The sequence below is a fragment of the Kribbella sp. NPDC004875 genome (assembly GCF_042873375.1).
Taxonomy (GTDB): domain Bacteria; phylum Actinomycetota; class Actinomycetes; order Propionibacteriales; family Kribbellaceae; genus Kribbella.
In genome coordinates, this window is sequence record NZ_JBIALI010000001.1 from 922,586 (window position 1) to 934,821 (window position 12,236).

General features: G+C 69.3%; 15 protein-coding genes. 4 read left to right on the forward strand and 11 right to left on the reverse strand.

All coding sequences use genetic code 11. The annotated features are described in order from the left end of the window. The first annotated feature begins 129 nt into the window (after window positions 1-129). Together ACFYRH_RS04375 and ACFYRH_RS04380 are read left to right on the forward strand one after the other, a co-directional pair. Window positions 130-720 (forward strand): dihydrofolate reductase family protein, encoded by a 591-nt coding sequence (locus ACFYRH_RS04375; RefSeq protein WP_387767911.1) that lies wholly within the window; start codon window positions 130-132, stop codon window positions 718-720. Window positions 721-814: 94 nt separating this feature from the next. Continuing rightward, entirely contained in the window at window positions 815-2,026 is a 1,212-nt protein-coding gene (locus ACFYRH_RS04380) for an arginine deiminase (RefSeq protein WP_387767914.1), read from the forward strand. 213 nt (window positions 2,027-2,239) lie between these two features. On the opposite strand, the gene ACFYRH_RS04385 is transcribed toward ACFYRH_RS04380, so the two are convergent. From ACFYRH_RS04385 to ACFYRH_RS04425, 9 genes are all read right to left on the reverse strand, one after another. Then, complete coding sequence (locus ACFYRH_RS04385) at window positions 2,240-3,211, reverse strand: DUF5926 family protein (RefSeq protein ID WP_387767917.1); 972 nt, start codon at window positions 3,209-3,211, stop codon at window positions 2,240-2,242. Between the two features lie 67 nt (window positions 3,212-3,278). After that, on the reverse strand, window positions 3,279-3,695 hold the full coding sequence (locus tag ACFYRH_RS04390; protein ID WP_387767920.1) for an ATP-binding protein: 417 nt from the start codon (window positions 3,693-3,695) through the stop codon (window positions 3,279-3,281). A gap of 241 nt (window positions 3,696-3,936) precedes the next feature. Beyond that, window positions 3,937-4,758, reverse strand: a complete 822-nt coding sequence (locus ACFYRH_RS04395; protein WP_387767923.1) for a glycerophosphodiester phosphodiesterase — start codon at window positions 4,756-4,758, stop codon at window positions 3,937-3,939. Window positions 4,759-4,961: 203 nt separating this feature from the next. Further along, window positions 4,962-6,299 (reverse strand): LLM class flavin-dependent oxidoreductase, encoded by a 1,338-nt coding sequence (locus tag ACFYRH_RS04400; protein ID WP_387767926.1) that lies wholly within the window; start codon window positions 6,297-6,299, stop codon window positions 4,962-4,964. Continuing rightward, window positions 6,296-6,979: an ABC transporter ATP-binding protein gene (locus tag ACFYRH_RS04405; protein ID WP_387767929.1), complete on the reverse strand. Its 684-nt coding sequence runs from the start codon at window positions 6,977-6,979 to the stop codon at window positions 6,296-6,298. Before ACFYRH_RS04405 ends, ACFYRH_RS04400 begins: the two co-directional genes overlap by 4 nt. 5 nt (window positions 6,980-6,984) lie before the next feature. Continuing rightward, complete coding sequence (locus ACFYRH_RS04410) at window positions 6,985-7,821, reverse strand: ABC transporter permease (RefSeq protein WP_387767932.1); 837 nt, start codon at window positions 7,819-7,821, stop codon at window positions 6,985-6,987. After that, window positions 7,818-8,891, reverse strand: a complete 1,074-nt coding sequence (locus ACFYRH_RS04415; RefSeq protein WP_387767935.1) for an ABC transporter substrate-binding protein — start codon at window positions 8,889-8,891, stop codon at window positions 7,818-7,820. Before ACFYRH_RS04415 ends, ACFYRH_RS04410 begins: the two co-directional genes overlap by 4 nt. Beyond that, window positions 8,884-9,438, reverse strand: a complete 555-nt coding sequence (locus tag ACFYRH_RS04420; RefSeq protein WP_387767937.1) for a flavin reductase family protein — start codon at window positions 9,436-9,438, stop codon at window positions 8,884-8,886. The genes ACFYRH_RS04415 and ACFYRH_RS04420 overlap by 8 nt, the downstream gene beginning before the upstream one ends. Before the next feature lie 117 nt (window positions 9,439-9,555). After that, window positions 9,556-9,627, reverse strand: a complete 72-nt coding sequence (locus tag ACFYRH_RS04425) for a putative leader peptide (protein WP_387771715.1) — start codon at window positions 9,625-9,627, stop codon at window positions 9,556-9,558. Window positions 9,628-9,720: 93 nt separating this feature from the next. Here ACFYRH_RS04425 and ACFYRH_RS04430 point away from each other — a divergent pair, with 93 nt between their 5' ends. Continuing rightward, window positions 9,721-10,215, forward strand: coding sequence for an RNA polymerase sigma factor (locus ACFYRH_RS04430; protein WP_387767940.1), 495 nt, complete (start codon window positions 9,721-9,723; stop codon window positions 10,213-10,215). After that, a complete protein-coding gene (locus tag ACFYRH_RS04435) occupies window positions 10,208-10,798 on the forward strand; it encodes a methylated-DNA--[protein]-cysteine S-methyltransferase (RefSeq protein WP_387767943.1) in 591 nt (196 codons plus the stop codon). The genes ACFYRH_RS04430 and ACFYRH_RS04435 overlap by 8 nt, the downstream gene beginning before the upstream one ends. A 98-nt stretch (window positions 10,799-10,896) precedes the next feature. Here ACFYRH_RS04435 and ACFYRH_RS04440 read toward each other — a convergent pair whose 3' ends face one another. After that, window positions 10,897-11,580 (reverse strand): class I SAM-dependent methyltransferase, encoded by a 684-nt coding sequence (locus ACFYRH_RS04440; protein WP_387767946.1) that lies wholly within the window; start codon window positions 11,578-11,580, stop codon window positions 10,897-10,899. Window positions 11,581-11,606: 26 nt separating this feature from the next. Further along, a complete protein-coding gene (locus tag ACFYRH_RS04445; RefSeq protein ID WP_387767949.1) occupies window positions 11,607-12,224 on the reverse strand; it encodes a hypothetical protein in 618 nt (205 codons plus the stop codon). Between the last annotated feature and the right edge of the window lie 12 nt (window positions 12,225-12,236).

The window sequence follows — 12,236 nt, forward strand, 5'->3', positions numbered from 1 at the left end:
TACGACGGCCCTGTCAGCCAGGCGGGTCGCGGATATCAGCCAGGTGGCAGATGTTCCGGCCGCGCCCCGGCGGCAGGATTTCTGGTGTCAGGCCGAACCGGCCGCAACGAACAGGAAGAGGACACCGAAATGACTCGCACAGTGACCGCCAACATCTCGCTCTCGCTCGACGGCCGGGTGAACGGACCCGGAGGCGACTTCGACATGGGCTGGATCGTTCCGCACGCGATCACCGAAGGTGCCCGGAACCACATGCTCCGGGTGACCGAGCCGGCCACCACCGTGCTGCTCGGCCGGAAGAACTACGAGGGCTTCGGCGGCTTCTGGCCGGCGGTGGCCGACGACGAGAGCGCGGCGCCGCAGGACCGGGCCTTCTCGCGCTGGCTGAACGAGACCGACAAGGTGGTCTTCTCGACGACCCTGACCGAGGCCCCGTGGCTGAACTCCCGGATCGCCGAGGGCGAGCCCGCGGACGTGGTCAAGGACCTGCGCGGCCAGGAGGGCGGCGACATCATCGTGCTGGCCAGCTCGAGTGTGATCCGCGCGCTGCTGGCCGCGGACGAGGTCGACCGGCTGAGCATCACCCTCGATCCCGAGCTGGTCGGTGGTGGCGCCCGGCTGTTCGAGGACGGGCTGCCGGCCACGTCCTGGAAGCTGGCCGACGCGACGCCGACCGAGTCCGGCGCGCTCTGCCTGGTCTACGACCGGGTGCGCTCCTGAGAAGTTGGCACTCCGAGGCATATTGTCGGACAATCAGACAGATTGATCGGACTGCCGTAGCGTGGTGACCACGACCGGAAGAAGGGCTGGGCGGATGACCGAGACGGGCGGAGTCAAGGCGTACGGCGTCGACAGCGAGGTCGGACCGCTGCGCACGGTGATGCTGCACCGGCCGGGCAACGAGCTCCGCCGGCTCACCCCGCGGAACAACGACAAGCTGCTGTTCGACGGCATCCCCTGGGTCGGTCGCGCCCAGGACGAGCACGACGCGTTCGCCCAGGCCCTCCGGGACCGCGACGTCGAGGTGCTGTACCTCGGCGAGCTGCTGACCGAGGCGCTCAACGATCCGGAGGCCCGTGCGCAGGCCGTCGCGGGCGCCATCGAGGACCTGCGTCTGGGCGACACCCTGCGCGACTACCTGCGGTCGTCCCTCGGCGCGCTCGACCCGGCCGCGCTGGCCGAGGCGCTGATGGCCGGCGTACGGAACGACGAGGTGCGCGTGGGCGGGCTGGTGACGTCGCTGCTGGCCCACGAGGACTTCCTAATCGACCCCCTGCCGAACCTGCTCTTCACTCGCGACTCCAGCGTCTGGATCCGGGACTCGGTCGCGGTCACGTCCCTGGCGATGCCGGCCCGGATGCGCGAGACGCAGCTGACCGAGCTGATCTACACGTTCCACCCGCGGTTCGCGAGCGCGGACAAGGTGTACGACCACCAGTTGGAGCACGTCGAGGGCGGGGACGTCCTGGCGCTCGGCCCCGGCGTTCTCGCCGTCGGGGTCGGCGAGCGGACGACTCCGGCCGGCGTCGAGCGGTTGGCGCAGCGGGTGTTCGAGAAGGGACTGGCGCACACCGTGCTCGCCGTACCGATCGCGCAGCAGCGGGCGACGATGCATCTCGACACCGTGTGCACGATGGTCGACACCGACGCCGTACTGATGTATCCGAACATGGCCGAGGAGATGCGGGCGCTGGCGGTCACGACCGACGGCGCCGAGTTGCATGTGGCGGAGCCCGAGCCGTTCCTGGTCGCCGCGGCGAAGGCGCTCGGGATCGACACGCTCCGCCGGATCGACACCGGGCTGGACCCGGTGACCGCCGAGCGGGAGCAGTGGGACGACGGGAACAACACCCTCGCGCTGGCGCCGCGGGTCTGCATCGCGTACGAGCGGACCGTCGAGACCAACGCGCGGCTCGAGGAGTCCGGTATCGAGGTCATCCGGATCTCCGGCTCCGAGCTCGGCTCCGGCCGCGGCGGACCCCGCTGTATGTCGTGCCCGGTGTTGCGCGCGCCGGTAGGCGCGTAAGCCCAACGACACGCGGAGTGAAATCGGGGCTTGTGTCCCGGCACCAACCTGACTACTCTTCATGCCTAGGCCCAGGCCCTGTTGCTCCCCCGTCAGCAGGACTTGGGCCGTCCACGTTTCACGGTCGCGTCGGTTCTGATGGCCTGGACCACCGTGAGTCAGCGAAACGCCCACCCCGGCCGCGGCCAGGGTGGGCGTTCGTCGTTCAAGCGGTCAGCGGATGGTGAGTTGGCGGCTGGCGAGGCCGGCCCGCGCGGCCCGCTCCTCGGTGGTCAGCGGCGCCTCGGTGGCCAGCGCCTTCTCCAGCGCGACGGCGAAGTCGGCCGCCGGCTTCTCGACGTCGGCGGCGTCGGTCCCGGCCGGCAGCTCCCAGACCGGCGCCAGTACGCCGAGGGCGCGGAAGGAACCGATCAGCCGGCTGCCGTCGATGAGCGCCGACGAACCGGCGGCGTGCAGCCGGGCGAGCGCGTCGAGCAGCGTGTCCTCGGTGTGCGGCAGCACCCAGCGCAGGTAGATGCGGTCACCGATCTGCGTCCAGTACGCCGCGTCGACCGACTCCAGCCGGACGGTCGGAGCAGCCGCGGCGTTCGCGCGCTCCAGGCCGGCGGCGACCTCACCGGTCGGGTCCTCGACGTTCTCGCCGACCCAGTAGTCGAAGCCCTCGTGGACCTTGATCTCGAGCGGCTTCGAGGTGTCGATCAGGTCCTGCAGCCGCGGTCCGTCCTTCATCAGGTCGCCGAGCTGGATCGGATTCCCCGGCTCGGTCCGCAGCGCGGCCGTGATCGCGTGCCCCAGGTCGCGGCTCGGGTCACCCGAGGACGCGTGCGTCTGCAAGCCGATCCAGATCGTCTCGTCGTCGCGCACCAGACCGGGCATCGCCATCGGCAGCAGGGTGACCAGGTTGACCACCTTGCCGGCGTTGTCGCCGACCAGCTCGACCTGCACGGTGCCGGACGGGACGATCTCACGGAACGCGATCAGGTCACACTCGGACGGCAGACCCTCGAACGGCCGCACCACGAACGTGTCGGCCGCCTGCGCCCGGTCCTTGCCGTGGCACTGCTTGAACCGCTTGCCCGAACCGCACGGGCAGGGTTCCCGCGGCCCGACATCGACCAGATCGGCCGGGTCGAGCGTGACGGTCGTCGTCGTGTTCTTCGCGCGCTGCCGCGACTTCTTTCCCATAACCCCGCAGTCTTGCAGCCCGGCACACCCCGGAGCCAACCCGGCTCAGGACACCAGCCGGGTCGGGTCAGTTCGGGATGACGGCGTGGACCGTGCGGTGATGGGCGGCGGTGCGGACGTCCCAGCCCGTGGTGAGCATGTCGACGATGGCCAGACCGCGGCCGCCGACCGACTCGGGATGGGTGTCGCTGATGCGCTGGGGCTCGGTGTCACCGCGGCCGTCGGTGACCTCGACATGGATTCCGGCCTTGTCGATCCACCAAGCGGCACGGACCTCGCCGGCCGGCAACGGCGGCGCGTACCGGATCGCGTTCGACAGCAGCTCCGTGAGCACGAGTTTCGCGTCCTCACAGGCATTTCCGGCCACCCGGTACCGCTTCAGGTAGGTGGCCAGACGGCGTCGTGCGTCCGCTACCGCGGACACTTCGTGCGGCAGTACGACGTCCACGACGCTCACGTCGGCGGGCAAGGTCGCTGAGGACAAGCAGGGTCTCCTCGATGATCGGAACAACCACAGGAACTTCTGCCCACGATCCGGTCCCGGAAAACCACTGCAAGTATTCCGTTACATAGCCACCGCGGAGTTCCCGTCTAAACTCCGGGAAACCGTGATGAAATCGACAGATTGAACGTTAAGAATAACCGCCCGCATTCGCGCCACTACGTATCCACACCGGCGTGACACAAGCCACGCAATCCGATCCGAAGTGTCACAAACCCGCTGGTCAGGTACGGCGTCCTACACCTTCCGCCCCGTCCGCGAGCACCCGCAGCGCGACGTCCGGCCGGTCGCTGATGACCGCGTCGACACCGAGCTCGCGGCACCGCCGGATGTCTTCTTCGGCGTTCACGGTCCAGACGTGAACCTGATGCCCGTGTTTGTGCACGCGATCGACGTACTCCGGGTCCGCGGTGACGATCGCCAGGCCCGGGCCGGCGTACGAGACGCCGGTCGGGAGCGTGCCGTCGCGGAACCGCAGCGGGACGCGGTCCATCAGCAGGACGGTCCGCAGCCCGGGCGCGGCCGTACGCATCCGGCGCAGCGACAGCCAGGAGAAGCTCATCACCCGGGCCGGCGACTCCGTACCGAGCTTCGGGTGCGCCCAGCCGTAGCGGTCCAGGGCCTCGATCAGGCGGCGCTCGACGAGACCGGCGTACCGGGTCGGGTGCTTGGTCTCGATCGCCAGCTCGACCGGGCGGCCCGCGTCCCGGACGGTCGACAGCAGGGTGTCGAGCGTCAGCACCTTCCGGCTGTCGAGGTCGGTGTCGGCCGTCGGCCGTTTCCACGAGCCCCAGTCGTAGGTCTCGAGCTGTTCGAGGCTCATCTTGGACACCACGCCCTGCCCGTTCGAGGTGCGCTCGATCCGGCGGTCGTGTACGCAGACGAGATGTCCGTCCGCGGTCAGCCGGACATCGCACTCGAGTCCGTCGGCGCCCATCTCGATCGCCCGCCGGTACGCCGCGAGCGTGTGTTCCGGATCGACTGCGCTGGCGCCGCGATGGGCAACGACGCGCGGGACCCGCTTCGCGATGGGACTCAGCCGCATGGAAGAAACTCTTTCACACGACACCGGCGAATCGCCGTACCGGACCTACCCGCACGCCATGGACGGGCGCGCGATCGTGCTGGACGGTCCGATGCACCGGAGGAACTGCGAGTGCGACGGGTCCCCGTCCAGGACGGTAGGGCGGTCGGGAGGCTCGTGGTGCGGGTTGGGGGTCCCGCCGCCTGACGGGACCCCCGACGTTCTCAGGCGGTGGCCTCCTGGAGTTCCGCCGTTCGGCCGGCCGGACGGGGCAGGCCGTAGTGGTCGCGCAGCGTCGTACCGGAGTACTCGGTGCGGAACAGGCCGCGGGACTGCAGGATCGGGATCACCTCGTCGACGAACGTGGTGAGCCCGGACGGGAGCACCGGCGGCATGATGTTGAACCCGTCGGCGGCGCCGGCCTCGAACCAGTGCTGGATGGCGTCCGCGACCTGCTCCGGCGTACCGGTGAAGGTCCGGTGACCACGCCCACCACCGAGCCGGCCGATCAGCTCGCGCACGGTCAGCTGCTCGCGCCGGGCCAGCGACACGATCAGCGTGTACCGGCTCTTCGCGCCTTCGATCTCGTCCTCGTCGGGCAGCTCGGCCGGCAACTGCTGGTCGAACGGCAGGTCCTCGGGCGCCACCCGCAGCGTCTTCGCGAGCTGCAGCCGCGCGTACTCGGGCCGGATCAGCGCGTCCAACTGGTGCTCCAGCCGCTCTGCCTCCGCGACCGTGGACCCGATCACCGGCACGATCCCGGGCAGGATCTTCACCTCCGACGGGTCCCGTCCCAACGCGACCGCCCGCGCCTTCAGGTCCCGGTAGAAGTCCTGCGCGTCCTCCAGCGTCTGCTGCGCGGTGAACACCGCCTCGGCGTACCGCGCCGCCAGACCCTTGCCGTCCTCCGACGAACCGGCTTGCACGATCAGCGGATGACCCTGCGGCGAGCGGGGCAGGTTCAGCGGCCCGCGGACCTGGAAGTGCCGGCCGACGTGGTCGATCGGCCGCACCCGGTCCTGCACCGCCCAGACGCCCTCGGCCTTGTCCGCGACCGCCGCGTCGTCCTGCCACGAGTCCCACAGCTTGTACGCGACCTCGAGGAACTCGGCCGCCCGCTCGTACCGTTCCGCGTGCGCCGGCTGGTCGGCCAGGTTGAAGTTCCGCGCCGCGTCCGGCCCGGCCGTGGTGACGACGTTCCACCCGGCCCGTCCACCGCTGACGTGGTCGATGCTGGCGAACCGCCGCGCGAGGTTGTACGGCTCGTTGTACGTCGTCGACGCGGTCGCGATCAGCCCGATCCGGGACGTCACACCGGCCAGTGCGGCGAGCAGCACCGTCGGGTCGAGCGCACCCGCGGGACGCCGGCCGACGGTCCCGATCAGGACCGGTGAGTCGGCGAAGAAGATCGAGTCGAACTTCCCGCGCTCCGCGGTCCGGGCCAGCTCCTGGTAGTGCTCGATCTTCACGTTCGCGAACGGGTCGCTCTCCGGCAGCCGCCAGGACGCCTCGTGGTGCCCGGTGCTCATCAGGAACGCGTTCAGATGCAATTGCCGGCTCATACCGAAACTCCTAGCGCGTCGAGAAGCCGCGAACGGACCGCGGCGAATCCTGGATCGGCCGTACTCCGCGGCGCCGGCAGGTCGATCGTCTCCTCGGCGACGATCCGGCCGGCGTCGAGCACGATCACCCGATCGGCCAGCACGATCGCCTCGTCGACGTCGTGCGTGACCAGCAGTACGGCGGGTTGGTGCGCGGCGCACAACTTCCGCAACAACACGTGCATCTTCAGCCGGGTCAACGCGTCCAGCGCGCCGAACGGCTCGTCCGCGAGCAACAGCTCCGGCTCCCGCACCAGCGACCGCGCCAGCGCGACCCGCTGCTGCTCACCACCGGACAGCTCATTCGGCCAGGCCTTCTCGCGACCGGCCAGCCCGACCTCCTCGAGACTCTGCCGGCCACGCTCGCCGGCGTCGGTCAGCCCGAGCACGACATTGTCGAGAACTTTGGCCCATGGCAACAAGCGGGAGTCCTGGAAGACCACCGACACGTTCTCCGGGACCGACACGTCACCGGATCCGTCGACATCGAAGTCGAGCCCGGCCAGGGCCCGCAGCAACGTGCTCTTGCCGGAGCCGCTCTTGCCGAGCAGCGCGACGAACTCGCCCGGCTCGATGTCCAGGTCCACCCCGTCCAGGACGGCGCGGTCGTCGTACCGGCGGACCAGGTCGCGGACCTGCACTGTCCTTACGAGGCTAGCGTTCGGCGCCATGAGAGGGCCCTCCTCTGGATCAGGCGGACGACCGCGTCGGAGAGCAGGCCGAGGACGCCGTACACGACCAGGCCGACGATGATGATGTCGGTCTGTCCGTACGTGCGGGCCAGCTCCATCATGTAGCCGATTCCGCTGGTGGAGTTGATCTGCTCGACGACGACCAGCGACAGCCACGCGCCGGTCACCGCGAACCGCAGGCCGAGCAGGAACCCAGGCAGTGCTCCCGGCAGTACGACGCGGCGGATGAACTGCCATTGCGACAACCCGACCGTCTGCGCGAGTTCGACGTACCGGCTGTCGATGGTGCGCAGGCCGTTGTGGGTGTGGATGTAGACCGGCACGAACACCCCGAGCAGGATGGTGACTACCTTCATCGACTCGCCGATGCCGAGCCACAGGATCAGCAGCGGCAGCAAGGCGAGCGACGGGATCGCCCGCTTGATCTGGATCGGCCCGTCGAGGACCGCCTCACCGAGGCGGGACAGCCCGGAGATCAGCGCCAGCAGTACACCCAGCACGACTCCGAGCGCCAGACCGAGCAGCGCGCGCTGGGCCGACGTCCAAAGGTTCGACTGCAACCGGCCGTCCGCGATCAGGTCGCCGGCCGTGGTCACCACGGTCCACGGCGCGGACAGGATTCGTTGGTCGATCCAACCAGCCGCGGACCCGATACTCCAGATCACCAGCAGCAGCACCGGCCCGATCGCGGCCCCGAACCTGATCGGCTTGCCGGGCCCGAGCCGCCGACGGCGTACGACGGGTTTCGCGGTGCTCCGGGTCCGTAACCCGGGCAGGGTTGTGGCGCTCATTTGGCGCCGCCCTTGATCGCGTCCGCGGCGACGGTCTGGAACCGCAGGTCGTAGAGGTCCTTCGCCTGGATCACCGGGTTTCCGGTCTCCTTCGCGAGCAGCTCGATCGTCTCCTGCTGCCGCTGGATCGCGTCACTCCAGTCCGCCGGGATGTCCGGGTGACCGGCGTTGTCGACCAGCCACTGACCATCCGCCTCGGTGAGGCCCTGGTCCTTCACGTAGTACCCCGCGATCCACTCCTTGGGGTGCTTGTCGATCCAGTTCTGCGCGATTCCCCAGGCGGCGACGTACGCGCGGATCGCGGCCGCCTTACCCGGATCCTCGAGCGACTCGACCGGACCGTAGAGGTGGCCGGCGTCGTCGCGCAGGCCGTGGTCGATCACGCTCGCGCCGTCCTTGCCGTACTTGGCCAGGTACCGCTTGATCTGGACGCCGCCGATCGGGGCGACGTCGACCTGCTTCGAGGAGAGCGCGTTCGAGTACACGTCACCGGTGCTCGGCAGCTCGACCAGCTTCACGTCCTCCTTGGTCAGCCCGGCCTTCTTCAGCACCTTCAGGATCAGCGCGCCCTGCGCCTGACCGGGGCTGTAGGCGATCTTCTTGCCGCGCAGGTCGCCGAGCGTCGACACCGACACGCCGGGCGCGACCCCGAGCTTGTAGATCGGGTGCGTGAGCGGGTCCTGCCGGAACTTGGAGGCGACGATCTTCACGTGCAGGCCGGTCCAGGTCGCGTTGATCGAGGGGATCTCGGCGACCGAGCCGAGGTCGAGGGCGTGCGCCCGGAACGCCTCGGTGGTCTGCGGGCCGCCACTCAGGTTGGCGAACTGGACGTACTTCGAGACCGCGTCGTACTGGCCGGAGAGCTTCAGCGCGACCTCGGTGGCCGGGTCACCGACGACGATCTTGGCGCCGGCCGGAACGGTGGTCGGCAGCGGCGCGTCGAGCGAGAGCTTCGCGTCCGCGCCGCCACCGGCCTTGGCATCACCGCCGCAGCCGGTCAGCAGGGCGACAGCAGCCAGCGCCGTGGTCAGGGAAGCGGTGAGTACGGCGAACTTACGGATCTCAGGCATGGTGTGCTTTCGGGGTGGCGGTGGCGTACCGGCCGTCGTGGTAGAGCAGCGGCTCGTGTTCACGGCGTTCGGTGTGGGTGGCGAGGCGGGCGACGACCAGGTAGTGATCGCCGACGGCGAAGCGGTGCTCGACCTGCGCACGCAGGTAACTCGGGGCGTCGTCGAGGACAGGCTCCCCGGTGGCGAGGCGGGACCAGCGGGTCGGCTCGGCGAACCGGTCGATCCCGCTGGTCGCGAACCGGCCGGCGATTCCGTGCTGGTCGGCGGACAGGAAGTTGATCACCACGCTGGACGCCGTACTCACAGTCGGCCAACTGGAGGCGCTGGTGGCGATCGCGAACGAGACCAGCGGCGGCAGCAGGCTGATCGAGACCAGCGAGGTGGCGGTGAACCCGGACGGGCCGTGGCCGGCGTCCGCGGTGATCACCACGACACCGGCGGCGTGGCGACGGAAGACCGAGCGGTAGACGTCGGAGTCCACCACCCGCTCCTGGGCATGGTCGGGGACGACGGACAGGGCAGGACGGTTCAGGGCAGGCAAAGACATGTCTCTCCCTCGAAACACGGGGCAGGGACGACCGGCAGCGGCTACCGGGCGGAGAACAGAGGCAGCGGCCTCATGAAGTGAGAAGCGGGACAGCCTCGTGCGGTACGAGGACAGGGCTCACCGACAGGTGGCGCTCGCCGTCCGCAGCAGATCGATGACGCGACGGCGGGTGAGGAAGGTCGTCGTCATGTCAGATATCTTCGCATCATTGTCTACTGACTAAGTGGACAATCTCGTGATGCGGACTCACACGCCGCGTGGGCGATGCGTTCTACTTACGTGATGGCTCGGGAGAAGGTCGCACTGCCGCCGTTCCAGGCGCTGCTCGACGCACACTGGCGGGACGTGGCCCGACTGGCGCGTGCGCTGGCCGGACCGGTGGACGGTGACGACGTCGCACAACGCGCCTGGGAGAAGGCGTACGCCGCCTACCCGGCGCTGACGTCGGCGAAGAACCTGCGCGGCTGGCTGCTGACCATCACCGCCCGGTGCGCGACCGACGTCCACCGGACGCGGAAACCGCAGCGCCCGCTGGACGAGGCGCCGCCGGTCGCGGTCGAGGGCCCGGAGGCCGCGGACTGGCCGGACCCCGACCTGTGGCAGGCGGTCAACCAACTCCCGGAGCGGCAACGCTTCGCGATCACGCTCAAGTACGTCGGCGACCTTGACCACCACGGCGTGGCCGCCGCCCTGGACACCACCCCCGCGGCGTCGCGCCGGCTCGTCAGCGACGCGCTGGCGACCCTGCGCACGAAACTCGGAGTACACGATGACTGATCTCGAGAGCCGGCTGACCCGGCTCAGCACACCCGGCCTGAAACCCCCGATCCTCCCGGCGGCGGACGTCGCCTACACGCTGCACGACACCCCGATCGGGACCTTGCTACTCGCGATCACGCACGGCCGGGTGGTGGCCAGCTCCTTCGGCGACGAGGAGACGATGACCAATCGGCTGGCCCGCGCGATCTCGCCGCGGGTACTGCGGCAGGCCCGCCCGCTCGACGACCTGCGCCGCCAGCTCGACGAGTATCTGGCCGGCGAGCGTCAGGCCTTCGACGTCGAGGTGGACCTGGCGCTGGCGACCCCTTTCCAGCGACTGGTCCTGAACGATCTGCCGGCCAACACCAGCTACGGCGCCACCACGACGTACGGCGCGGTCGCCGGCGACATCGCGAAACCCAAGGCGGCCCGCGCGGTCGGCACGGCCCTCGGGGCGAACCCGGTCTGCGTCGTACTGCCGTGCCACCGGGTGGTCGGCGCGAGCGGCGCCCTCACCGGGTACGCCGGTGGGCTCGAGGCGAAACGCTTCTTGCTGAATCTCGAAGCAAAAAGCCGAGTTTTCCGGAATCGTCCGGAATAGATTTAGACTGAATACACAAAGGAGCAGATCCCCAATGTGGAGTGGGGATCTGCTTCTTGTTCACCACTACCCGCAAGGGCCGCCGAATTCCTGACGTGTCAGTGATTTGCTGGTTGGTGGATCTCCAGGATCAGCCGCCGGCGACCGCCCCAGTCTCGTTTGTAGACCTTGTAGTCGGAGATTCCGGCGGCCGCGCAGAGCCGTCCGTAGCTGATCTCGTCGTGGATGAAGTGCACGCTGCTGGTGTCGTCGGCGTGCTCGGTGGTGACGATCCGGTGCTCGGGTCCCTGCCGCAGGCCGTTGGCGATCTCGGCGGCCGTCGCCGGGCCCCAGGCCGGGCCCTCGATGACCGCGATCCCGCCCGGCTTCAGCACCCGGGAGATCTCGCAGATCGTGGAGATCTGCTCGTCCTCGGCGAACAGCTCGTGGAACGCCGTCCACAGGCAGATCACCGCGTCGAACGAGTCCCACTTGTACGGCAGATCGGTCATCGAACCGATCGCCCAGTCGACCGCGAGCTCTTCCTCGGCGGCCTGGGCGCGGCCGGCCTCGATCAGGTTCGGCGAGATGTCCAGCGCGCGGACGACCTTGCCCGAGCGCCGCAGCGGCAGCGCGATCCGGCCGTACCCGCAGCACAGGTCGAGCACCGTCTCGCGGTCGGCGAGCAGCTCCTCGACCGCCTTGACGATCATCGCGTCCCGCTCCGGCGTCGTACGCGCGGCCAGGCCGTCGGCCCCGAGTTCCGCATATTCGGCCCGGCTACGCAGTGCGGAGTTCAGCATGCGGCAAGTATTCCGGTAGCCCCGGGTCAGTTGTCCAGCAGGGATCTCGCGGTATCGAAGAACTCCCGGATGGCGGACAGTTCGGACAGCTCTGACAGCGGGCGGGCGGCGCCGAACGGTGCATTCCAGAATTCACCGGTGCGCGGCGTCGGCAGACCGACGTACGCGTAGGGCTCGGGCAGGCTGTCGTCGCCTGGTGAGACGCCGTAGTTGACCTTGTCGACGCTGACTCCGACGTCGAAGTGCTCGGGCCAGAGCGTCGGCGTCTCACCCGGCGCGACGGCCCGGAGCGCGGCGTCGCCGCGGGCGAAGGCGTCCTCGAGCAGCCGGGTGGCCGCCGGGTCGATCTCCAAGTGGTCGTCCGGCGCGATCTTCGGACCGCCGGAGTACACGTTGTCGAGTCGGCTCGCTTCGACGCCGACGGCCGCGGCGAGTTCGGCGTACGTGCCGGTCAACGGCACGGAGATCGTCGGCGAGACCAACGAGTCGCCGGCAACACGAAGCGTGCCGTCCAGGGTGCCGAAGCCGCCGGGTACGACACGCAGCTTGATGCCGCGGCCTTGACGGTGCTGCGGTCCGGCCAGCAGCAGTTCGGCGACGCCGTGCAGGGATCGGCGGGTTACGGCGAGCGAACGTGCGTCCATGGTGCCCCCTCT

Excerpts from the sequence above, each read along its gene's own strand:
- ACFYRH_RS04375 (WP_387767911.1), top strand. The coding sequence starts at position 130 with ATGACTCGCACAGTGACCGCCAACATCTCGCTCTCGCTCGACGGCCGG.
- ACFYRH_RS04380 (WP_387767914.1), top strand. The coding sequence starts at position 815 with ATGACCGAGACGGGCGGAGTCAAGGCGTACGGCGTCGACAGCGAGGTC.
- ACFYRH_RS04385 (WP_387767917.1), bottom strand. The coding sequence starts at position 3,211 with ATGGGAAAGAAGTCGCGGCAGCGCGCGAAGAACACGACGACGACCGTC.
- ACFYRH_RS04395 (WP_387767923.1), bottom strand. The coding sequence starts at position 4,758 with ATGCGGCTGAGTCCCATCGCGAAGCGGGTCCCGCGCGTCGTTGCCCAT.
- ACFYRH_RS04400 (WP_387767926.1), bottom strand. The coding sequence starts at position 6,299 with ATGAGCCGGCAATTGCATCTGAACGCGTTCCTGATGAGCACCGGGCAC.
- ACFYRH_RS04410 (WP_387767932.1), bottom strand. The coding sequence starts at position 7,821 with ATGAGCGCCACAACCCTGCCCGGGTTACGGACCCGGAGCACCGCGAAA.
- ACFYRH_RS04415 (WP_387767935.1), bottom strand. The coding sequence starts at position 8,891 with ATGCCTGAGATCCGTAAGTTCGCCGTACTCACCGCTTCCCTGACCACG.
- ACFYRH_RS04420 (WP_387767937.1), bottom strand. The coding sequence starts at position 9,438 with ATGTCTTTGCCTGCCCTGAACCGTCCTGCCCTGTCCGTCGTCCCCGAC.
- ACFYRH_RS04430 (WP_387767940.1), top strand. The coding sequence starts at position 9,721 with ATGGCTCGGGAGAAGGTCGCACTGCCGCCGTTCCAGGCGCTGCTCGAC.
- ACFYRH_RS04435 (WP_387767943.1), top strand. The coding sequence starts at position 10,208 with ATGACTGATCTCGAGAGCCGGCTGACCCGGCTCAGCACACCCGGCCTG.
- ACFYRH_RS04440 (WP_387767946.1), bottom strand. The coding sequence starts at position 11,580 with ATGCTGAACTCCGCACTGCGTAGCCGGGCCGAATATGCGGAACTCGGG.
- ACFYRH_RS04445 (WP_387767949.1), bottom strand. The coding sequence starts at position 12,224 with ATGGACGCACGTTCGCTCGCCGTAACCCGCCGATCCCTGCACGGCGTC.